Source organism: Pseudomonas sp. DR208 (assembly GCF_019823005.1).
GTDB classification, from domain to species: Bacteria; Pseudomonadota; Gammaproteobacteria; order Pseudomonadales; family Pseudomonadaceae; genus Aquipseudomonas; species Aquipseudomonas extremorientalis.
In genome coordinates, this window is record NZ_CP081944.1 from 3,985,842 (window position 1) to 4,010,261 (window position 24,420).

Sequence of the window (24,420 nt, forward strand, 5' to 3'; positions counted from 1 at the left end):
GGGAGGGGGCTTGCCCCCGATTGCAGTGGGACAGCCACAGATGCATCAACTGACACACCGCCATCGGGGGCAAGCCCCCTCCCCCATTTGAGCCGCGCTCGACAAACACAATACCGGTCGGCCCTGAGGCCGCCGGGCTAGCCGTTACCGAAGCAACGGATATGTACACCGACAATCCACTCACGAAACCACCTCCCCAACCACCACGCCCCCCAGCCACCACCGTGCCAACCCCGCCACATTCGGTGCCTTGAGCAACGTAAAGTGATTCCCCCCGCCATACCAAACCTGCAACCCACTCCCCTGTCGCCGCCACCCCTCGACCATCATCCCCTGCTCCCGCTGGTTCCCCGCGGCGTCCAGCGCCGGATCCTCAGCCAACACCAACCGCACCACGCCCTTGAACCGCGCACCAGGCCGATACGCCGTACGCAATGCCGCCGCATAAGTGCGCGCCGGCCCCTCCATCGCATCCACCGCAGAACGCCCCGGCAACAACCCCGCCCCGACCATGCCGGCATGTAACCGCTGCCGCTGCGCCTCCTCATCACACGCGGCAAAATCTCCAGGATCAATTCCCAGCGACCTGCCCGCCGACAACTGCATCGCCTCGATCAACCGCAGCATCGCCGCCGTCGTGGTGTACACCTTCGCGGTCCCCCCAGGTGCCTCACTGTCGATCACCGTCAATGACGCCACCTCCCGCCCGGCCGCCTGCAACCGCAGCGCCATCTCCAGCGCGACCCAGCCCCCGAACGAATGCCCCACCAGATGCACCGGCCCGTGCGGACATTCCTGCTCCAAGGCCATCAAGTAACAAGCCGCCGCCGCTTCCACCTGGCTATGGGGCACCGCTTCGCCGTCCAGCCCACGCGGCTGCAAGCCAAACAAAGGCCAGTCACGCCCGAGTGCCTCGCCCAAGCCGACGAACCCGGTGACACTGTCCCCTGCCCCCGGTACGCAGAACACCGGCGCATACCCCGCCCGGCCACTCTGAATGCGCAACAACGGCTGATGCGGCGCCTGGGCCTGCGGCAAACAGGCCGCCAGCACCTCGCTCATCGCTCGCCCCAGTGCCTGGATATGCGGCGTTTGCATCATGCTCTGGTGATCCCCCGGCACCTGTACCTGGCGCAACTGGCCTGGCGCCAACACCTCATGCCACCCCAGGGACTCACTGCGCCGCGACAACTCGGTCGGCCGCTCATCCGCGCTGAACAGGTGCACCGCCACGGGCAACGGGAACAGGCTGTAGTGCGCCAGCGCATGCCCGTGTCCTACTTCCCGTTCGATAAAGCTCAAGAGGTCCGCGTCCGCAGCCGCCGCCATTTGCGCGTATAGCAGACCTTGATCGCGACAGCGTTGCAGCAGGCCCGCAAAGTCCAGCTGTTCAATCTGCGACGCCAACTGCCCAACGTTCGCCAGTTCATCCACACCTCCCTGTGCTTTCCAATACGCCGTGCACTGCAGCAACAAATGCCGCTTGAGCGCGTCCGGCCCACTCCAGCGCGCCTTGCCCTGGTCGGTCATACGCGGCACGTAGCTGTCGATCAAACCGAGGAATGCCACCGGTTCATCCAGCCCCACTAGTTGCATCGCCACTTCATAGGCCAGCACCCCGCCAAACGACCAGCCGGCGACCCGGTAAGGCCCATGGGGTTGAATACCCCGAATCAACCCGACCAGGCGCGCCGCCAGGCCTTCCATGGTATCCAGGTGCGGCTCGCCGAGCGCCAGGCCCGGCAGGCCGTAAATCGGGTAGTCGCCGGGCAGATGCTGGCCCAGCGCCGGGAAATACACATCCATGCCACTGAATTCATGCACAAGGAACAGCGGCGCCTGCGAACCACTGCTGCGCACCGTGATCACCGCAGGATCGCGCACAGGCTCATCAGTGCGCTGACGCAGCATCGCGGCGACGGAGGCCACGCTGGCATGCTGGAACAACTCCGCCAGGGACACGGGCAAACCCGCTTCCTCCATCAGGTTGACCAACCGGATCGCCAGCAGTGAATGCCCGCCCAGTTCGAAAAAGCTGTCGTGACGCCCGACCTGTTCCAGCTTCAATACCTCTGCCCACAGCGCTGCCAGGGTCTGCTCCAGCGCATCCACCGGTGCTTCAAACTCGCGGCGGTGCAAAGCTTCCAGGGCGGGCACCGGCAAGGCTTTGCGGTCGATCTTGCCATTGGCTGTCAACGGCAGGGACTCCAGCGGCACAAAGGCCGACGGCAGCATGTAGTCCGGCAACTGGTCTTGCAGGCAAGCCCGCACGCTGTCGATGCCGACAGGCGTGTCGGCCCAGGTGAAATACGCCACCAGGCGCTTATCCCCCGGGGCGTCCTCGCGGGCCAGCACCACCACATCCTGGATACCCGCAACATTTGCCAGGCGCGCTTCGATCTCGCCCAGTTCGATACGGAAACCGCGGATCTTCACCTGGTCGTCATTGCGCCCGATGCACTCCAGCAAGCCCTGCGCCGTCCAGCGGCCAAGGTCGCCGGTGCGGTACATCAAGGCGCCTGGGATAAACAGGTCCTGCACAAACTTTTCAGCGGTCAGTTCAGGACGGTTCAGATACCCCTTGGCCACGCCATCCCCACCGATGCAGATTTCACCGGTCACGCCCACGGGCACCGGCTGCAACTGCGCATCCAGCACATGCACCTGCGTATTGGAGATCGGCCGGCCGATGGGCACGCTGTCGGCCGTTTCGGCCAGCGACCGCACTTCGTAGGTGGTGGCGTAGGTGGTGGTTTCGGTCGGCCCGTAGCAATGCACCAGGCGCAATGCCGGTGCCTGGGCCAACAGACTGCGGAACGCCGCCGGTTCGGCCCGCTCACCACCGCACAGCAGGATGCGCAGGCCCGCCAGGGCCTGGGGAATCAGCTGCACGTACTGGTTGAACAACGCCGTGGTGACGAACAATACCGTCGCATCCGCCAACGCCAGGCCAAACGCAGCCGGATCGAGCAAGGTGGCGTGGTCGATCACCTGCACCTGGCCGCCATTGAGCAACGGCCCCCACACGTCCATGGTACTGGCGTCAAACGCCGGGTTGGAGGCGAAGGCAACGCGGTCACTGGCGTTGAAGTCTGCGTAGCCGTTATTCAGCACCAGGCGCGTGATGCCGCGATGGGGCACCAACACGCCTTTGGGCGTGCCGGTGGAGCCGGAGGTGTACATGATGTACGCCACGCTGTCCGAGGACTGCGACAAGTCCGGGTTGTGGCTCGGTTGCGGATCGAGGGCCAGGGTGTCGAGGTCCAGGCGTTGCACGGCGTAGTCGACGACACGCTCGCTGCCGGTCAACAACCAGGCCGCGCCGCTGTCCTGCACCATGAACGCCTGGCGCTCCGCCGGGGCGTTGATGTCCAGCGGCACATAGGCGGCGGCGCACTTGAGCACGGCCAACTGGCTGACCAGCAGGTCCAGCGAACGCGGCAACAGGATCGCCACATGATCGCCGGGGCGTACTCCAAGGCCCAGCAAATGGTGGGCCAGGCGATTGGCGCGGCTGTTCAGCTCGCCATAACTGAGTGACTGCTCGCCCTGCAGCGCCGCCAGCGCAGCCGGCCGTGCATGGGCCTGGGCTTCGAACAGGCGTTGCACCGTATGTTCACGCGGGAATGCCCGGGTGGTGGCGTTCAGGTCCAGCAATTGCTGGCGTTCGGCGGCGGGCAGGATCGGCACATAGGCGATGGCAAGCGTACCGCCCTGTTCCAACGCCTGTACCAGTTGCTCCACCGCGATGTGCAGGTAGTCGCACACGCGACGGGCGCCCTGCCCCACGACTTTCAAGGAGAAACCCGCGCCCAGGTCATCCACGCTCACCGACAGGCCATAGTTGCTGTGTTCCTCGGCCTTGAGCAACCGGATGCCCTGCCAGGCCTCGCTCGCCACCTGCGGCGCACTGTGGCGATAGTTGAACAGCGTATCGAACAGCGGCGTGGTCACCGGCACGCCACTGCAGCGCTGGGCCAAGGCCAACGGCGCCTGCTCATGGCTGAGCAATTGAGTGAGGCGTGCGTGGGTGGCGCGCAACGCGTCGCGCACGCTGTGCTGACCCAGGTCGACCCGCAGCGGCAGGGTGTTGATGAACACGCCCATGGCCCGCTCGGCCCCTTCGCCGCCTTGCAGCCGGCCAAGCATCACGCTGCCGAACACCACCTGCTCCCGACCCGAGACCTTGCCCAGCACCTGCGCCCAGGCCAGGTGCATCAGGCTGGCGGCGCTCACCCCGGATTGCCGGGCCTGGGTGCGCAGGCGTTGGCTCAGCTCCAGGTCAAGGGGGCAGTGAACCTGCTCATTGCCGCCAAGGGTTTCCAGGCGGGTCGGCTCGTCGATCTCGCCCAGCATCTCATGGAAGAATGCCTCGTGATCATCAACCCCCAAGCGGGTCTGGGCCACATAGTTGCGATACGGCACCGGCGCGCCCAGGGTGTGTGGCGTGCCCGAGAGAAACGCCTGCATTTCGTGCTGCAAAATCTCCAGGGCGATGTGGTCCATCACCAGGTGGTGGAACAGCAAGATGGCACTGCCGTCACACACCACCAGGCGCATCAGCGGTGCCTGGGACAGGTCCAGACGCTCCGGCACCGGCCCGTGTTCGACCCGCAGCGAAGCCTCGCGCCACACCACCTGCACCGGTTCTTCCAGGCCGTCCCAATGGAACGACGAACGCAGGATGTCGTGACGCTGGATCACCGCCTGCAAGGCCAGGGCAAATGCCTCCAGTCGCTGGGCGCTGTCGAATGCAAACTGCGCCCGTAGCACATAGTCGTCACCGCCCTGCGCGGCGCGATGGTGATAGAGCATGCCGGCCTGCAACGGCGCCAGCGGGTAGATGTCCTGCACATTCGCCGCGCCGCCGGGGATACAGGCGACGATACGCTCGATGGCCGGCTGATCCAGTTGGATCAGCGGCAACATGTCCGGGGTGATCGCCGTGCAATCGGCCGTAATGCCATTGACCGGCACCGCCACTTCACGCCCTGCGCCCAAGGCCGCCGCCAGGGCCGACAAAGTCGGCTGGCCAAACAGCACTTTCACATCCGCCGACAACCCGAGGCCGCGCATGCGCCCCATCAGGCTCACCGCAAGCAACGAGTGGCCGCCCAGCTCGAAGAAGTTGTCGTGACGGCCCACGCGCTCCACGTTGAGCAACTCGGCCCACAGGCTGGCCAGGGCGATCTCCGTGTCGCCCTGGGGCGCTTCGTACTCGCGCACCACCACCGAGTCCAGGCCCGGCGCGGGCAGTGCCTTGCGGTCGAGTTTGCCGTTGGGGCTCAAGGGCAAGTTATCCAGGTGCACGAAGATCGACGGCACCATGAATTCCGGCAGATGCTGCAAAAGATGCGTGCGCAAGGCGTCGATCTCGCTGGACACGCCGGTGTAGTAGGCAATCAAGCGATTGTCGCGGGCGATCACCGCGGCTTCATTGACCTGCGGGTGGTCGGTGAGGCGCGCCTGGATTTCCCCCAGTTCGATGCGCAGGCCACGGATCTTCACCTGATCGTCGTTGCGCCCCAGGTACTCGATCGTCCCGTCCGCCAGGTAGCGACCTACGTCGCCGGTGCGGTACAGGCGCCCCTCGGTGAACGGGTCCTTGAGGAAGCGTTCGGCGGTCAGTTCCGGCCGGTTCAGGTAGCCGCGCGCCACTTGCACGCCACCGATGAACAGCTCGCCGACCACGCCCAATGGCACGGGCTGCATCTGTGCGTCGAGCACGTACATGCGGGTGTTGGCGATCGGTTTGCCGATCGGCGTGTTGTCCGGCGTCACCGGCCCGGCGCAGTTCCATGCGGTCACATCGACAGCGGCTTCGGTCGGGCCGTACAGGTTATGCAATTGGCTACCTGGCAATTGCTGCTTGAAGCGCCGCACCAGGCTGCCCGGCAGGGCTTCACCGCTGCACATCACACGCACTAACCCTTCGGCCTGGCTCACATCGCCATGGGCCAGGAACACATCCAGCATCGACGGCACGAAGTGCAGCGTGGTGATCTGCTCGGCGCCAATCACCTCGCACAGGTACACCGGGTCTTTGTGCCCGCCCGGGCGCGCCATCACCAGGCAGGCGCCGGTGAACAGCGGCCAGAAGAACTCCCACACCGACACGTCGAAGCTGAACGGCGTTTTTTGCAGCACCCGGTCATGGGCTTGCAGGCCATAGGCGTCCTGCATCCACAGCAGGCGGTTGACCACGCCGGGGTGGTCGTTGATCACGCCCTTGGGCTGGCCGGTGGAGCCGGAGGTGTAGATCACGTAGGCACTGACGGCTGGCACGTGAGGGTTGTCGACAGGCTGGTGCTGCCAGCTCGGCTGGTCCAGATCGACCACCGGCACATCCCCCAGCAATGCCCGCGTCGCGCCCTGGGCCAGCACCGCCACCGGTGCGCTGTCCTCCAGCATGTAGGCAATGCGCTCCAGCGGATACGCCGGGTCCAGCGGCACATAGGCAGCACCGGCCTTGAGAATCGCGTACAGGCCGATGACCATGTCCAGGCCGCGCTCCACGCAGATCGCCACCCGTGAATCCGGCTGCACACCCAATTCCAGCAGGTGGCGGGACAGTTGATTGGCTCGCGCATTCAGCTCGGCATAGGTCAACACGCCGTCATCGGCTTTGACGGCAATCGCGTCCGGCGTCCGCGTCGCCTGCGTTTCGAACAGGCCATGCAAGGTCTGCTCGAGGTCATAAGCGACTTCGGTGGCGTTGAAATCAAACAGCAGGTGCTGGCGCTCACGCTCATCCACCAGCGACAGCTGTTCCAGCACCGCCTGGTCGTTATCCACCATGGCCTGCAACACACGGGTGAAGTAGCCGACGTAACGCTGCACCGTCGATGCGTCGAACAGCGCCACTGCGTATTCCAGCGTGCCGATGATGGTGCCCTGCACTTCCGACAGGTCCAGGGACAGGTCGAACTTGGCGAAGTGACTGTCCTCGACGATGCCTTCCAAGGCCAGGTCGCCCAGGGCCAGGGTCGGCGCACTGCTGTCCTGCCAGGTCAGCAGGGTCTGGAACAGCGGGCTGTGGGCCAGGCTGCGCGGTGGCCGGGTGATCTCTACCACTTGTTCGAACGGCAGGTCCTGGTGGGCCTGGGCTTCCAGGGCCTGGGCCTTGACCCGCGCCAACAGCGCTTCGGTGCTCAGCTCGCCCGAGGTGTCGATGCGCACCGCCAGGGTGTTCACAAACAGGCCGATCAGCCCTTCCACTTCGCTGCGCGTGCGGTTGGCCACGGGTGAGCCGATCACCACATCGTGCTGCCCGGAGAGCCGTGCCAGCAGTGAGGCCCAGGCGCTCATCAAGGTCATGTACAGCGTGGTGCCATGGCGTTGGCTCAAGGCCTTGAGCCCGGCGGTGAGGCGTTCGTCCAGGCGCACCTCGACGCTACTGCCGGCGTAGTCCTGCTGCGCCGGGCGCGGGCGGTCGGTGGGCAGCGTGAGCAAGGCCGGTGCACCGGCCAGCGCCTGCTGCCAAAAGGTGCTCTGGCGCTGCAGCACTTCACCGCTGAGCCACAGGCGCTGCCATACCGCGAAGTCGCCGTACTGGATCGGCAACGCCGGCAAGGGGTCGGGCTGGCCGTGGCTGAAGGCCTGGTACAGCGCCATCAGTTCACGGGTGAGCACGCCCATGGACCAGCCATCGGACACGATATGGTGCAGCGTCAGCAACAGCACATGGTGATCGTCGGCCATTACCACCAGACGCCCGCGCAGCAGCGGGCCGCGCTCCAGGTCGAACGGCGCCGAGGCCTCGCCATGAATCAATGCGTCCAGCGCCTGCTGTGGTTGCGGGTGGCGGCGCAGGTCCTGCACTTGCAGGGGCAACACGTCTTCGGCGGGCACGATCACCACCTGGGCCTCGTCGCCGCGCTGGGCAAAGCGGCTGCGCAGGGTTTCGTGGCGCGCAACGATGCGCGCCAGCGCCCGTTGCAGCGCCTCCACATGCAACTGCCCACGCAGACGCAGCCCGATGGGAATGTTGTAGGCGGTGTTGGCGCCTTCCATCAGCGCCAGGAACCACAGGCGCTGCTGGGCGAAGGACAGCGGCGTGGGCTCATCACGATTGGCCGGGAGGATAGCTGGCAAGGTGCTGCGACCGGACTGGGCCAGCACTTCGGCCACCGCTGCCAACTCGGCATTGGCAAACAAATCGCCGAGCAGCAACTCCACACCCAGGCGCTGGCGGATCTGCGAGACCATGCGCATCGCCAGCAAGGAATGCCCGCCCAGTTCGAAGAAATGATCGCGACGCCCCACCCGCTCCACCTGCAGCACATCGGCCCAGATCTGCGCCAGTACGGTTTCGATTTCACCTTCGGGGGCCACGTACTCGCGGGTAAACACTGCGGCCATGTCCGGCGCCGGCAGGGCCTTGCGGTCGAGCTTGCCGTTGGCGGTCAGGGGCAACGCGTCCAGCTTCACATAGGCGACCGGCACCATGTAGTCCGGCAGGTGCGCCACCAGGTGGGCGCGGAGTTCGGCTACCACCAGCGGGTCGAGCTGGCGGTTTTCGGTGAAATACGCCACCAGCCGCTCTTCACGCACCAGCACCACGGCTTCCTGGATACCCGCCAACTGGTTGAGTTGGGCTTCGATTTCGCCCAGTTCGATGCGCATGCCACGGATCTTCACCTGGTCGTCATTGCGCCCCAGGTACTCGATAGTGCCGTCCGGCAGCCAGCGCGCCAGATCGCCGGTACGGTACATGCGCCCGGCGTTGAATGGGTCCTGCAGGAAACGTTCGGCCGTCAACTCCGCACGGTTGAGATAACCCCGCGCCACGCCTTTACCGCCCACATACAACTCCCCCGCCACCCCCAGCGGTACCGGCCGCTGCTGCTCATCCAACAGGTACACCGTGGCATTGGCGATGGGTTTGCCGATGTGCAACGGCTGGCCGGCCTCGACCTTGCCGGAGGTGGCGACCACCGTGGCTTCGGTCGGCCCGTAGTTGTTGATCAGGTCGAAACGTTGGGCGCGACCGAACTGACGCAAGCGATCACCACCGATCAGCAGCGTGCGCAGCGTCGGGTGTTCGAGCTGCTGGCTGAACGCGTACTCGGCCACCGGCGTGGGCAGGAAGCACACGTCCAACGGCTGCGCGCACCACCAGGCCAGCAGTGCGTCGACATCCTCGGTGCCGTCATGGGCCGGTGGCAGGTGCAGGGTCGCGCCCACGCACAGCGCCGGCCAGACTTCCCAGGCCATCGCGTCAAAGCCGAACCCGGCGACGCTGGCGGTGTGGCGCCCGGCGCACAGGTCAAAGGCGTGGCAATGCCAGTCAACCAGATTGGCGACGGTGTGGTGCTCCACCATGACGCCCTTGGGCAGACCGGTGGAGCCGGAGGTGTAGATCACATAGGCGAGGTTGGACGGCGTGACCGCAACCTTCGGGTTGCTCGCCGAATGGTGCTGCCAGGTGTAGCGGTCGAGGTTGATCACCGGCACATCAAGGGCCGGCAGGCGCTCCAGCAAGGCGTGCTGGGTCAACACCGCCACCGGGGCGCTGTCGCTGAGCAGGTAGTTGAGGCGCTCGGCCGGGTGGGACGGGTCCACCGGTACATAGCAGGCGCCGGCCTTGAGAATCGCCAGCAGGCCGGCCAGGGTATCCAGCCCGCGACGGGCGACGATGGCAACGCGGTCGTCAGGCCTGACCCCCAGCGCCAGCAGGTGATGGGCCAGCAGGTTGGCTTGCTGGTTGAGTTCGGCATAGGTGAGCTGGCGGCCCTGATGCACGGCGGCAATGGCGTCGGGGCTCAGCGCGGCCTGGGCTTCGATGCGCCCGTGCAGCGTGGTGCTTTGGGGGAAATCCGTGTGGGTGGAGTTGAAGTGCTGCAACAGCAAGCGCTGCTCGTCGGCGGGAACCACTGCCAGCTGATTCAGCGCGGTATGCGGCGCCTCCTCCAGAGCCGTCACCAGATGGTCGAGGGCGGTTTGCAGGTAGGCGCAGACACGCTGCGGATCGACCTGGGTAGTCGCCAACAGCCGCAGGACAAACCCTTCACCGAGGTCATCGACACTCAAGGTCAGCGGGTAGTTGGTACGTTCATCCGAACGCAGTGTCTCGATGCCCTGCCACGCCGCCACCGCTTCGCTGCTGGTGCCGGTGCCGCTGTGGCGATAATTGAGCAGCGCGCTGAACAATGGCGTCGGCGCCAGCACCCCGCTGCAGCGCTGTGCCAGGGCCAGCGGCGCGTGTTCGTGGCGCAGCAGGCCGGTAAGACGCGCATGGGTGGCCTTGGCCGCACTGCGCAGGTCGTCGTCGCCCAAGTCCACGCGAAACGGCAAGGTGTTGATGAAAATGCCCAAGGCACGGTCCGTGGCGTGCCCGCCCTGCATGCGCCCCATCAGCACGGTGCCGAACACCACCTGGGACTTGCCAGCCAGCACACTCAGCACCCGCGCCCAACCCAGGTGAAACAGACTGGCGACGCTGACCCCAAGCACGCGGGCCTGGACGCGCAGGCGCTGGTTGAGTGTGTCCGCCAGCGGCCAGTCGAGTTCATTGATGCCACGGCCATCGCCTTGCACATCCTGCAGGCCGAAGGGCAAGGTCGGCTCCAGCACATCGCCGAGCATCTGCTGGAAGAACGCTTCGTGCTGCTGCTCGCTGACCCCCAGGCGCGCCTGCGCCACGTAGCTGCGAAACGGCACGGCGTGCCCCAGTTGCCCGGCGTGGCCTTGCAGCAACGCCTGCATTTCATGGCGCACCACTTCCAGGGCGCTGTGGTCCAGGGCCATGTGATGGAACAGCAGCATGGCGACGATGCGCTGCTGTGCCGGGTCGTTGGCCCAGGCCAGGCGCAACAGCGGCGCCTGGGTCACGTCGAGGCGGTAATGGCGGGCGTCGAAACGCGCATGCAACTGGGCGGCGATATCGCCGTCGGCCGGGTCCAGCTCCAGCGCCTGCACCGGCAGCGTTGCCGTGCGCCACACCACTTGCGAGGGTTGCTGCAAGCCGTCCCAGACCACGCCGGTACGCAGGATGTCATGCCGGTCCATCACCCCTTGTAGGGCCAGGGCAAACGCCTCGAAACGCTCGATGCAGTCGAAGGCGAACTGCGACTGCATCACATAGGGGTCGCCATGCTCGGTGCTGACGTGGTGGAAGAGAATGCCTTCCTGCAGCGGCGCCAATGGGTAGATGTCCTGGATATTCGCCACCCCGCCGTCGACGGTGGCGACGATACGGTCGATCTCGTCCTGGCTCAGCTCGGACAGGGTCAACATCGCCGGGGTGATCTGTGCGGCGCCAGCCGGGATGCCATTGGCCGGCACCTCGTTGGCCGCCGAGTAGTCACCGGCCTTGATCAGCTCGATCAGCGCCGGTTTATGTTCGCGCAGGGCGGCGAGGATCAACGGGTCGCTCAGCGCTTGCTTGTTGCCTTGCACCGACAATTGCTCGCCCTTGAGCGCGAGTTGCACATCCTTGGTTTTCAGCGTCGCCAGCAGTTCGAGAATGCTCACAGGACGATCTCCATTCGTTCAGTCATTGCGGCGTAGCCGGCCAGGGTCGGTTGTTCGAACAACCCACGCACATCGGCTTCCATGCCTTCCTGGCGCAAGCGCCCGATCAAGCTCACGGCGAGCAGCGAGTGCCCGCCCAGTTCAAAGAAATTGTCCTGGCGCCCTACCCGTTCGACGTTGAGCAGTTCGGCCCAGAGTTGCGCCAGGAGGATTTCGGTGTCGCCCTCCGGGGCTTCGTAGTCGCGCAGGGTCAAGGCATCGGCGTCTGGCGCCGGCAGTGCCTTGCGGTCCAGCTTGCCGTTGGGGCTCAACGGCAACGCGTCCAGGTGCACGAACAGCGCAGGCACCATGAACTCCGGCAGGTGCTGCAACAGATGTTCACGCAGATCGGCTGAGCGAGTGCCGGTGTAGTAGGCGACGAGTCGCTCTTCGCGGGCCACCACCGCGGCTTCGCTGACCCAGGGATGTTCCAGCAGGCGCGCCTGGATTTCGCCCAGTTCGATGCGCAGGCCACGGATCTTCACCTGGTCATCGTTGCGCCCGAGGTACTCGATATTGCCATCGGCCAGGTAACGCCCCAGGTCCCCGGTGCGATACAGGCGGCCACCGGTGAACGGGTCCTTGAGGAAGCGTTCGGCAGTCAGCTCCGGCCGGTTCAGGTAACCCCGCGCCACTTGCACGCCGCCGATGAACAGCTCGCCGACCACGCCCAATGGCACGGGCTGCATCTGTGCGTCGAGCACGTACATGCGGGTGTTGGCGATGGGTTTGCCGATGGGTGTGTTGTCCGGGACGTCCGGCCGTGCGCAGTTCCATGCGGTCACGTCCACCGCTGCTTCGGTCGGGCCGTACAGGTTGTACAGGCCGATGTCCGGCAACTGCTGCTTGAAGCGCCGCACCAGGCTGCCGGGCAAGGCTTCGCCGCTGCACATCACGCGGACCATTCCGGCGGCCTGGCTTACATCGCCATGGGCCAGGAACACGTCGAGCATCGACGGCACAAAGTGCAGCGTGGTGATCTGTTCTTTCGCGATGACTTCGCACAGATAGGCCGGGTCTTTGTGACCGCCCGGGCGCGCCATCACCAGGCAGGCGCCGGTGAACAGCGGCCAGAAGAACTCCCACACCGATACGTCGAAGCTGAACGGCGTTTTTTGCAGCACCCGGTCATGGGCTTGCAGGCCATAGGCGTCCTGCATCCACAGCAGGCGGTTGACCACGCCGGGGTGGTCGTTGATCACGCCCTTGGGCTGGCCGGTGGAGCCAGAGGTGTAGATCACGTAGGCACTGACGGCTGGCACGTGAGGGTTGTCGACAGGCTGGTGCTGCCAGCTCGGTTGGTCCAGATCGACCACCGGCACATCCCCCAGCAATGCCCGCGTCGCGCCCTGGGCCAGCACCGCCACCGGTGCGCTGTCCTCCAGCATGTAGGCAATGCGCTCCAGCGGATACGCCGGATCCAGCGGCACATAGGCGGCGCCGGCCTTGAGGATCGCGTACAGGCCGATGACCATGTCCAGGCCGCGCTCCACGCAGATCGCCACCCGCGAATCCGGCTGCACACTCAATTCCAGCAGGTGGTGAGCCAATTGATTGGCCCGTGCATTCAGCTCGGCATAGGTCAATACGCGGTCATCGGCCTTGACGGCGATGGCGTCCGGCGTCCGCATCACCTGCGCTTCGAACAGGCCGTGCAGGGTCTGCTCCAGGTCGTAAGCCACTTCGGTGGCATTGAAACCGGCCAGCAGTTGCTGACGCTCCTGTGCCTCCAGCACCGGCAGGCGGTTGACCGCCCACTGCGGTGCCTGCTCCAGCGCGTCGACCAGGCCCTGCAAGGTCACCTGCAGGTAACCGCAGATGCGTTGCGCGCCAATCGACTTCGCGGTCATCGCGGTGAGGCGGAAACCGTCGCCCTGATCGTCCACGTTCAACGTCAACGGGTAGTTGGTGCGCTCCTCGCTGGTCAGGGTCTGGATGCCTTCCCAGGCCTGGGACACCGGCGCCTGCCGGCTGTCGCTGTGGCGGTAGTTGAGCATCGCGCTGAACAACGGCTGCGGCGCGGCAACCCCGCTGCAGCGTTGGGCCAGGGCCAGGGACGCGTGTTCATGGCCAAGCAGCGCGGTCAGTTGTGCATGGGTCTGCTTGACCGCAGCGCGTACGCCGCGCCCATCGATGTCCACGCGCAACGGCAAGGTATTGATGAACATGCCCAAGGCACGGTCACTGCCTTTGCCGCCTTGCATGCGGCCCAGCAGCACGGTGCCGAACACCACGTGTTCCTGGCCTGACGTGCTGGCCAGCACCCGCGCCCAGGCCAGGTGGAACAGGCTAGCGGCACTCACCCCCTGCAAGCGGGCCTGGGTGCGCAGGCGCTGGTTGAGCGACGGGTCCAGGTTCAGTTGCAGCTCTTCAATGGCGTTGCCGTCGCCGCGTACATCCTGCAAGCCAAACGGCAACGTCGGCTCGCTGATATCGCCGAGCATCCCGCGGAAGAACTGCTCATGCTCCGCTTCGCTGACGCCCAGGCGGGCCTGGGCTACGTAGTTGCGGTACGGCGTGGCCGCACCGCTCGGCTGCGGCAGCCCGAGCAGGCTGGCCTGCATCTCGTGACGCACGCCGTCGAGCGCCGTGTGGTCGAGGGCAATGTGGTGGAACAAGAGGATCGCGACCACCCGCTGATGCGCCGGGTCCGGCGCATACACCAGGCGCACCAGCGGCGCCTGGCTCATCGGCACACGGTACTGACGCGGGTCGAAGCGCTGGTGCAGGTGCTCAAGCGCATCCGCCTGCACCGCCAACTCGGCCTTGCGCCACACCACTTGCAGCGGTTGCGCCAGGCCCTCCCAGACCACGGCGGTGCGCAGGATATCGTGACGGTCGATCACCTGCTGCAACGCCTGGGCAAAGGCATTCAGCCGCTCGAGGTTGTCGAACGCCAGGTGGGATTGCAGCAGGTACGGGTCGCCCTGCCCGGCCGTGATGTGGTGGTAGAGAATGCCTTCCTGCAACGGCGCCAGTGGGTAGATGTCCTGCACGTTGGCGGCGCCGCCGGGCACCTGGGCGACCACGTGATCAATCGTCGCCTGGTCGAGTTGCACCAATGTCAGCAAGTCCGGGGTGATGCGTCGGCAATCGGCAGCAATGCGATTGGCCGGCACCTGCACTTCGCGACCGCTGCCGACAGCGGCGGCCAGTGCGGCCAGGGTCGGCTGGCTGAACAGCACGCGCACATCGGCACTCAGGCCGATCTGGCGCATGCGTTCGATCAGGCTGACGGCCAGCAATGAATGGCCGCCGAGCTCGAAGAAGTGGTCATGGCGCCCCACCCGTTCAACCTGCAGCACTTCGGACCAGATGCCCGCCAGAGTGGTTTCCACGTCGCCCTGGGGGGCTTCGTATTCGCGTGTCAGCAGCGCAGCCTGGTCCGGCTCCGGCAGGGCCTTGCGGTCCAGCTTGCCGTTGGCGGTCAGGGGCAGTGCCTGCACCTGCACATAGGCGACCGGCACCAGGGCCTCGGGCAACCGGGCTTGCAGGTCGGCACGCAGGGTCTCGATAGCCAACGGTTGCCGTGCGGTGAACCAGGCGATCAGGCGGCCTTCACTCACCAGCACCACCGCTTCGCCGACGCCTTCCACGGCAGCCAGGCAGTTTTCGATCTCCCCCAGCTCAACCCGCACGCCACGCACCTTGACCTGGTCATCGTTACGGCCCAGGTACTCGATATTGCCATCGGGCAACCAGCGCGCCAGGTCGCCGGTGCGGTACATGCGCCCAGCGTTGAACGGGTCTTGCAGGAAGCGTTCGGCGGTCAGGTCCGGACGGTTCAGGTAACCCCGTGCCACGCCGCTGCCGCCCACGTACAACTCGCCTGCCACGCCCACCGGCACCGCACGCAAGTGCGCGTCCAGCAGGTAGACACGGCCGTTGGCGATGGGCCGCCCGATATGCAGCACCTGCCCGGCGCGTACGCGGCCAGAGGTGGCAACCACCGTGGCTTCGGTGGGGCCATAGTTATTGATCACGGCAAAGCGTCGCTCCTGGGTGAACTGGCGCAGGCGATCACCGCCGATCAGCAGGATGCGCAAGGTCGGGTGTTGCAACTGCTGGCTGAACGCGTACTCGGCCACCGGCGTCGGCAGGAAGCTGACGTCCAGTGGTTGTGCCAGCCACCAGGCCAGCAGTTCGTCAATGTTTTCATTGCCGACATCGGCCGGCGGCAGGTGCAAGGTAGCGCCCACACACAGCGCCGGCCAGACTTCCCAGGCCATCGCGTCAAACCCGAAACCGGCGACGCTGCTGGTGTGGCTCGTCGTATCCAGGCCAAAGGCTTCGCAGTGCCAGTGCACCAGGTTTTCCACGCTGCGGTGTTCCACCATCACGCCCTTGGGCTGGCCAGTGGAGCCGGAGGTGTAGATCACGTAGGCCAGGTGCGCAGGGGTCAGGAGGCTGAGCTGCGGATTGCTGACGGCATGCTGCTGCAGACATGGGTCGTGCAGGTCCACCGTGGCGATGTTGCCCAACAGGTCGCGGGTGCTGGCTTCGGCCAGCACCGCCACCGGCGCGCTGTCCTGTAGCAAATAAGCGATGCGCTCGGCGGGATACGCCGGGTCGATGGGCACGTAACCGGCACCGGCCTTGAGAATGCCCAGCAAGCCCACCAGCATCTGCGGGCCGCGACGACAGCACAGGGCTACTCGGTCGTCGGGCTGTACACCGAGTGCCAACAGGTAATGGGCCAGTTGGTTGGCGCGCCGGTTGAGCTGTTCGTAGGTCAACGCCTCACCGTCTTGCATCACCGCGATAGCCTGGGGTTGGCGTTCGGCCTGCACCTCGAAGGCACCGTGGACGGTGTGCCCCTGCGGGAAATCCTCGGCCGTGGCGTTGAAATCACGCAGCAGGGTTTCTCGCTCTGCCGCCGGCAGGATCGTCAGCTGGTTGAGCAGGGTCTTCGGTGCGTTTTCCAGGCAGGCCACCAACTGTTCTACAGCGTTATGCATATAGGCACACAGGCGCTGGGCGCCGATCTGCGGCAGCGCCAGTACCGTGAGGCCAAAGCCTTCACCCAGGTCATCCACGCTCAAGGTCAGCGGGTAGTTGCTGCGTTCTTCGCCGCCGAGCAATTGCACGCCTTCCCAGATGCCGTGGCCGTCGCGGGCCATTTCACCGGGGCTGCTGTGACGGTAATTGAGCAAGGCGCTGAACAGCGGCGATGCACCTGCCACGCCGCTGCAACGCTGGGCCAGCGCGAGGGACGCGTGTTCATGGCCGAGCAAGGCACTCAAGCGCCCGTGGGTGGCCTTGACCGCAGCGGCGGCAGTGGCTGCCACGTCCACGCGCAAGGGCAAGGTGTTGATGAACATGCCCAGCGCACGGTCCGCGCCATCACCGGCCTGCATGCGCCCCATCAACACGGTGCCGAACACCACGTCGTCACGCCCGGATACCAGCCCCAGCACCTGCGCCCAGGCCAGGTGCATCAGGCTCGCGGCGCTGACGCCCAGTTGCCGCGCCTGCTCGCGTACCCGTTGGGCCAGCGCGGCATCCACGGCCTGTTCGGCTTCCTCGATATCGCGTCCATCGCCCTGCACGTCCTGCACACCGAACGGCAAGGTCGGCTCATCCACATCGGCGAGCATGTCGCGGAAGAACGCCTCGTGTTCCTCCACGCTGACGCCAAGGCGAGCCTGGGCCACGTAGTTGCGAAACGGCGCCGCCTCGGGCAAGTCCCGGGCCTGGTTGAACATGAACGCACGCATTTCCTGGCCCACCACTTCCATGGCGGTGTGATCGAGCGCCAGGTGATGGAACAGCAGGATCGCCGCCACACGGTGATTCGCAAGATCCTGGGCATACACCATGCGCAGCAACGGCGCCTGGGTGATGTCCAGGCGGTAGTGACGGGCATCGAAGCGTGCATGCAACTGCTCGATGATGTCGCCTTCGACCGGGTCCAGGTCGACCTCTTGCACGATCAGTTTCGCCTCGCGCCACACCACTTGCACCGGGCTGTCCAGGCCTTCCCAGACCACGCCGGTACGCAGGATGTCGTGGCGGGCCACCACCTGTTGCAGCGCACCCATGAACCCCTGCAAGCGCTCCAGGCTGTCGAACGCCATGCGCGATTGCAGCAGGTACGGGTCGCCCTGCTCGGCGCTGATGTGGTGATAAAGAATGCCTTCCTGCAACGGCGCCAGCGGGTAGATGTCCTGCACATTCGCCGCGCCGCCCGGCACGTTCGCGACGATACGTTCGATGGCTGCGGGGTCGAGTTGCACCAGCGTCAGCATCGACGGCGTGATCCGGGTGCAACCCTTGGGGATGCCATTGGCCGGCACCACGATTTCCCGGCCACTGCCCACGGCAGCGGCCAGCGCCGCCAGGCTTGGCTGGCTGAACAACACGCGTACGTCGCAGCTCAGGCCGACCTGGCGCATGCGTTCGATCAGGCTGACCGCCAGCAGCGAATGCCCGCCCAGTTCGAAGAAATGATCATGACGGCCAACCCGCTCCAGCTTGAGCAAGTCCTGCCAGATCTGCGCCAGCTGGGTTTCCACTTCGCCTTCCGGCGCCTCGAAGCCACGGCTGAGCAGCGCGCTCTGGTCCGGCACCGGCAGGCCCTTGCGGTCGAGTTTGCCGTTGGCGGTGAGCGGCAGCAGCTCCAGCCACACATACGCCGACGGCACCATGTAGTCCGGCAACTGGCCTTGCAGGTGAGCGCGCAGGGCTTCAATCTCCAGCGCCACACTGGCCGTGTAGTAGGCCACCAGGCGCTTGTCGCCGGGCTGGTCTTCGCGGGCCAGCACCACCACGTCCTTCACGCCCGGGAAACTGGCCAGGCAGGTCTCGATCTCGCCGGGTTCGATACGAAAACCACGGATCTTCACCTGCAGGTCATTGCGCCCCTGATACAGCAAGGTGCCGTCGGCCTGCCAGCAGGCCAGGTCACCAGTGCGGTACAACAGGCCCTCGCCGAAGGGGTTCGGGATAAATTTCTCGGCAGTGAGTTGCGCTTGGTTCAAATACCCCGTGGCCACGCCCGCACCGCCGATGTACAGCTCGCCGACCACACCCAACGGCAGTGGTTGCTGGCGCGGGTCCAGCACGTACGCCTGGGCATTGGCGATCGGGCGCCCGATGGGGATGCCGCCCTCGCCGACCCGGGTGATTTCATGGGTGGTGGAAAACGTGGTGGCTTCGGTGGGCCCGTAGCCATTGAGCAGGTGCCGGGGCTTGCCGTGCCTGAGCACCCGGTCGATCACCTGCGGGTCGAGGACATCGCCGCCGACGATCAGGTAGCGCAACTGCGCGAATACCGGCAACAGCGCGTCAGCGTACTGGTGGAACAGCCCGGCGGTCATCCACAGCACGCTGACGAATTGCTCCTGCAACAACGCGGCGAACGCGGCCTGGGACAACAGCACCGCATGCTCGACCACCACCACACAACCGCCATTGAGCAGGGGTGCCCACACGTCGAGGGTGCTGGCGTCGAATGCCGGGTTGGAGGCGAAGGCCACGCGGTCGCGGGCATTGAAATCGGCATAGCCGTTATTGAGCACCAGGCGCGAGATGGCGCGGTGCGGCACTTGCACGCCTTTGGGTGCGCCGGTGGAGCCGGAGGTGTAGAGGATATAGGCGACGCTTTCGGCAGACTGCGGCAGCTCAGGGTTGCGCGGCGACAACGTGTCCAGGTTCAAGTCGGCCAGGGTCGTGAGCACCCGGTGCGCGCCGCTGTCCTGCACGATGAATGCCTGGCGTTCGACCGGCGCGTTGATGTCCAGCGGTACATACACCGCACCGCACTTGAGGATCGCCAGTTGGCAGATCAGCAGGTCGAGCGAGCGCGGCAGCGCAATCGCCACGCTCTCGCCAGGTTGCACACCCTGGTTGAGCAAGTGATGGGCCAGGCGGTTGGCACGCCGGTTGAGGTCGCGGTAACTCAGGGACAATGCGCCCTGCACTGCCGCGACCGCTTCCGGACGGGCCAGCGCCTGGGCTTCGAACAACTGGTGCACGGTAAGGTGCGCCGGGTACTCACGGGCGGTGGCGTTGAAGTCCACCAGTATCTGATGACGCTCGGCGGCCGGCAGGATCGACACGGCCTGCAACGGCGTGGTCGGCGCCTGTTGCAACGCCGCCACCAGATGGCGCAGCGCGGTGAGCATATAGTCCCCCACGCGCTGTACATCCAGGCTCGCGACGCCTTGTACCGTCAGGGCAAAGCCTGTGCCCAGGTCATCGACGTTGAGCACCAGCGGGTAGTTGCTGCGTTCCTCGGAACTGAGGATCTGAATGCCGGAGGCCGCGAACGGGTTGTCTCCCGGCGCGTCCCCCGGCGCACTGTGGCGATAGTTGAGCAAGGTGCTGAACAGCGGCAGCGAACCCGGCACGCCACTGCAGCGCTGGGCCAGGGACAACGACGCATGTTCATGCCCGAGCAACTGCGCCAGGCGCGCATGGGTGGCGCGCACGCCGGCTTGCACACCCACGGCACCGAGGCTGACCCGCAGCGGCAAGGTATTGATGAACATCCCCAGCGCCCGGTCGGCACCTTCGCCGCCTTGCATGCGCCCTAGCAGCACGGTGCCGAATACCACCGACTGCTGGCCGGACACCTGCCCCAGCACCTGCGCCCAGGCCAGGTGCACCAGGCTCGCGCTGCTCACGCCCAGTTGCCGCGCTTGTTCGCGCAGGCCCAGGCTCAGTGCCGGCTCCAGAGGCAAGTGGGCCTCGATGATGCCGCTGCCATCGCCATTCACGTCCTGCAGGCCGAAGGCCAGGGTCGGCTCGTCGATATCGCCGAGCATCTCGCTGAAGAACGCTTCGTGCTGGGCCTGGCTGACCCCAAGCCGCGCCTGGGCCACGTAGTTGCGGTACTGCACGGCGGCGGGCAGTTGCGCGCTGTTGCCGGCCAGGCTGGCGCTCATTTCTTCCACCAGCACTTGCAAGGCCGTGTGGTCGAGCAGGATATGGTGCAACAGCAGGATGCCGACAAACCGGCCCTGCTCTTCGGCGTAGACAAAGCGCATCAGCGACGCACGGCTCAAGTCCAGTCGGAAGTGACGCGGGTCGAAGCGTAGCTGCAACTGCGCCAGCGGTTCGTCGATACGTTCCACGGTCAGCGCCGCCTGGCGCAACACCACCTGCACCGGCTCGTTGAGGCCTTCCCAGAGGATCGCGGTGCGCAGGATGTCATTGCGCTCGATCACGCTGTGCAGCGCCTGGACAAACGCGTCCACCGCCACCTGGTCGTCAAAGCTGAACTGCACCTGCAACACGTAGGGATCGCCCTCGGTGGTTGCCAGGTGGTGATACAGGATGCCGGCCTGCAACGGCGCCAGGCCGTAGATGTCCTGCACATTGCAGATGCCGCCGGGCACGCTCTGGATGATGTGGTCGAGGCCGGCCTGGTCCAGCTCCACCAGAGGCAGCATGTCCGGGGTGATGTGCTGGGTGGCGGTGGTGATCCGGTTGGCCGGTACCAGCACCTCTTGCTGACCACCCACTGCGGCGGCCAGCGCCGCCAGCGTCGGTTGGCCGAACAGCACGCGCACATCGGCGCTGAGATCGACCTGGCGCATGCGCTCGATCAGCTTGACCGCCAACAGGGAGTGGCCGCCGAGTTCGAAGAAGTTGTCGTCACGCCCCACCCGGTCAAGCTTGAGCAGGTCTTGCCAGATCGCCGCGATGGCCGTTTCCACCGCGCCTTGGGGCGCCTGATAACCCCGGCGCGCCAGGGCATCGGCATCGGGTGCGGGCAGCGCCTTGCGGTCGAGCTTGCCGTTGGTGGTGAGCGGCAATTTATCCAGTTGCACAAAAGCACTGGGCACCATGTAGTCGGCCAGGCTCTGCAACAGATGGTCGCGCAGATCGGCCGCACGCAGCTCGCCCTCGCTTATCACGTAGGCCACCAGGCGCTTGTCGCCCGGCTGGTCTTCCCGGGCGATGACTACCGCGTCACGCACGCCCTCCGCGCTGGCCAGGTGCGCTTCGATCTCGCCCAGCTCGATACGGAAACCGCGGATCTTCACCTGGTCATCGTTGCGGCCCAGGTATTCGACACTGCCGTCGGCCAGCAGGCGGCCAAGGTCGCCGGTCTTGTACAGGCGCTGGCCGGTGGCCGGGTCGACCAGGAAGCGCTCGGCGGTGAGCGCCTCACGGTTGAGGTAACCCCGCGCCACCCCGGCACCGCCCACGTACAGCTCGCCGACTACGCCCAGCGGCAACGGCTCGCGGCGCGCGTCGAGTACATACAACTGCAAATCGGGAATGCGCACGCCAATCGGGCTGACGCCGACCAACTGCGCATCCGCCGCTTCCAGGGCGCGATAGGTCACGTGCACGGTGGTTTCGGTGATGCCGTACATGTTCACCAGTTGCGTGCCGGCGTTGATCGCCCGGGCGTACCACGGCTTCAGCACGCCTGGTTCCAGCGCCTCGCCGCCGAAGATCACCTGGCGCAGGGAATGGGACCGGGGGTTCTGGCCTTGCGCGGCGATCAATTGGCGGAAGGCGCTGGGCGTCTGGTTGAGGATGCTCACGCCCGCTTCGCAGAGCAGCGTGTAGCACTCGTCCGGCGAGCGGCTGACCAGTTGCGGCACGATCAGCAACTGGCCGCCGTGCATCAGCGCGCCCCAGATTTCCCATACCGAGAAGTCGAAGGCAAAGGAATGGAACAACGCCCAGACGTCGTTGCGGTTGAAGCCGAACCAGTGTTCGGTGGCGGTGAACAAGCGCGCGACCTGGCGGTGTTCGATCATCACGCCCTTGGGCTGGCCGGTGGAGCCGGAGGTGTAGATCACATAGGCCAGGTGGGCCGGGCTGAGGTCGACGCGGGGGTTGACGATGGATTCGCCGCGCAAGCCGTTGAGGTCGATCTGCGGCAGGTCGCCGACCAGGTGGCGCGTATTGGCCTGCACCAGCACCGCCAAGGGTGCGCTGTCGGCCAGGGTGTAGGCGATGCGTTCCTGCGGGTAGGCCGGGTCGATCGGCACGTAGCCGGCGCCGGCCTTGAGGATGCCCAGCAGGCCGATGATCATCTCCGGGCCGCGCTCCACGCAGATCGCCACGCGATCATCCGGGCGGATGCCCTGGGCCAGCAGGCGATGGGCGACCTGGTTGGCACGTTCGTTGAGTTGGCGGTAGCTGATGCGCTGATTGTCGAAGCGCAGGGCAATGGCGTCAGGCTGGGCGGCGGCGTGGGCTTCGACTTGAGAGTGGATCAGCGCGGTATCGGCGTAATGCGTGGCGCTGTGGTTGAGGCCGTGCAGCAGGGTATGGCGTTCGGTGTCAGGCAGGATGTTCAGGCCGCTGAGCGGCATATCCGGTCGCTGCTCAAGGGCGTCGGCCATGCTTTCCAGGGCGGTGTGCAGGTAGGTGGCGACACGTTCGGCGCCGATGGAGGCATCGACCATCACCGTCAGCGCGAAATCTTCACCCAGGTCGTCGACGTTGACCGTCAGCGGGTAGTTGGTGCGCTCCTCGGCGCTGAGCACGCGGATGCCCTCGGCCACCTCGATCACCTCGGCCATGTCCGTGGCGGCGCTGTGGCGGTAGTTGAGCATGGCGCTGAACAACGGCGTCGGTGCCGCCACGCCACTGCAGCGCTGGGCCAGCGCGAGGGACGCGTGTTCGTGGTTGAGCAATGCCGTGAGGCGCTCGTGGGTGGCCTTGACCCCGGCCCGCACGCCCTGCTCGCCCACATCCACGCGCAATGGCAGGGTGTTGATGAACATGCCCAAGGCCCGTTCACCGCCCTCGCCCGCCCCCATGCGCCCGAGCATCACGGTGCCGAACACCACTGAGTCACGCCCGGCGACCACGCCCAATACGCGGGCCAGCGCCAGGTGCATCATGCTCGCCACGCTCACGCCAAGCGGGCGGGCCAGGGTGCGCAGACGGCGGCTCAGTGCGCTGTCGACGGGGACCCGTGCCTCGTCGATGCCCAGGCCATCGCCCTGCACATCCTGCAAACCGAACGGCAGGGTCGGCCCGTCGATATCCGCCAGCATCTCGCGGAAAAACACCTCATGGGCCTGCTCGCTGACGCCATGGCGCACCTGGGCAATATAGCTGCGGAACGGCACCGGCTCACCGGCCTGGGCTTGCTCGCCGGCCAGGTACAGCTGGATCTCGTGGCGCACTACGTCAAGGGCGGTGTGGTCGAGGATGGTGTGGTGAAACAGCAACGTTGCCGCCACACGCCCGTCCGCTGGATCTGCGGTATACACCAGGCGCAGCAGCGGTGCCTGGCCCAGGTCCATGCGATCGGTGCGCGCCTCGAAGCCAACGGCCTCGCACGCCAGGGTCGCCTTGCGCCACACCACCTGCAACGGCTCGTCGAGGCGCTCCCAGACCATCGAAGTGCGCAGGATGTCGTGGCGATCGATCACCCACTGCAAGGCTTCGGCAAACGCCTGCAAACGTGCGTGGCTATCGAACTCGAACTGCGCGTGCAGCACGTAGGGATCGCCCTGTTCCGCCGACAGATGGTGGTAAAGCATGCCCTCCTGGAGCGGCGCCAGCGGGTAGATGTCCTGCACATTCGCCGCGCCACCGGGGATGGCAGCGACGATACGGTCGATGGCCGCCTGGTCGAGGCTGACCAGCGGCAGCATGGCCGGCGTGATGCGGTAGGCCGGGCTCAGCCAGTCACCGCCATGTTCGGCGACCAGCTCCAGCAGGCGCGGCTTGTGGGCGATCAGTTGATCCCACAGCGCATCGTCCAGCGCCTCGTCGTCACCCAGGATGACCAGGTCGCCTTCTTCCCGTTGCAGACGGATCGCATGGGTGGAAATCGCTGCCAATAATTCGCTGAACTGCATGGGGGTAACCTGCCTGATAAGTCACGGTTGAGGAGAAAGTCCGTTTTCAGCTGCCGCTTGGATCGGGTCTGCTGGACGCCCGCCATTAAAAAAAGCGGGCGCAGCCGGGGGCCTGGAGAGG

The 24,420-nt window shown here is 65.9% G+C and carries 2 protein-coding genes; both read right to left on the minus strand.

Translation table 11 applies throughout. From position 1 onward, the window contains the following. Nucleotides 1-180: 180 nt before the first annotated feature. The gene (locus tag K5K89_RS18100) at nucleotides 181-11,475 is read right to left on the minus strand and encodes a non-ribosomal peptide synthetase (RefSeq protein ID WP_222539952.1); all 11,295 of its coding nucleotides are present in this window, start codon (nucleotides 11,473-11,475) and stop codon (nucleotides 181-183) included. Next, nucleotides 11,472-24,299, minus strand: coding sequence for a non-ribosomal peptide synthetase (locus K5K89_RS18105; protein ID WP_222539953.1), 12,828 nt, complete (start codon nucleotides 24,297-24,299; stop codon nucleotides 11,472-11,474). The genes K5K89_RS18100 and K5K89_RS18105 overlap by 4 nt, the downstream gene beginning before the upstream one ends. Between the last annotated feature and the right edge of the window lie 121 nt (nucleotides 24,300-24,420).

Bases quoted from the DNA above. Each gene is read 5' to 3' on its own strand.
- K5K89_RS18105 (WP_222539953.1), bottom strand. From the start codon at position 24,299: ATGCAGTTCAGCGAATTATTGGCAGCGATTTCCACCCATGCGATCCGT.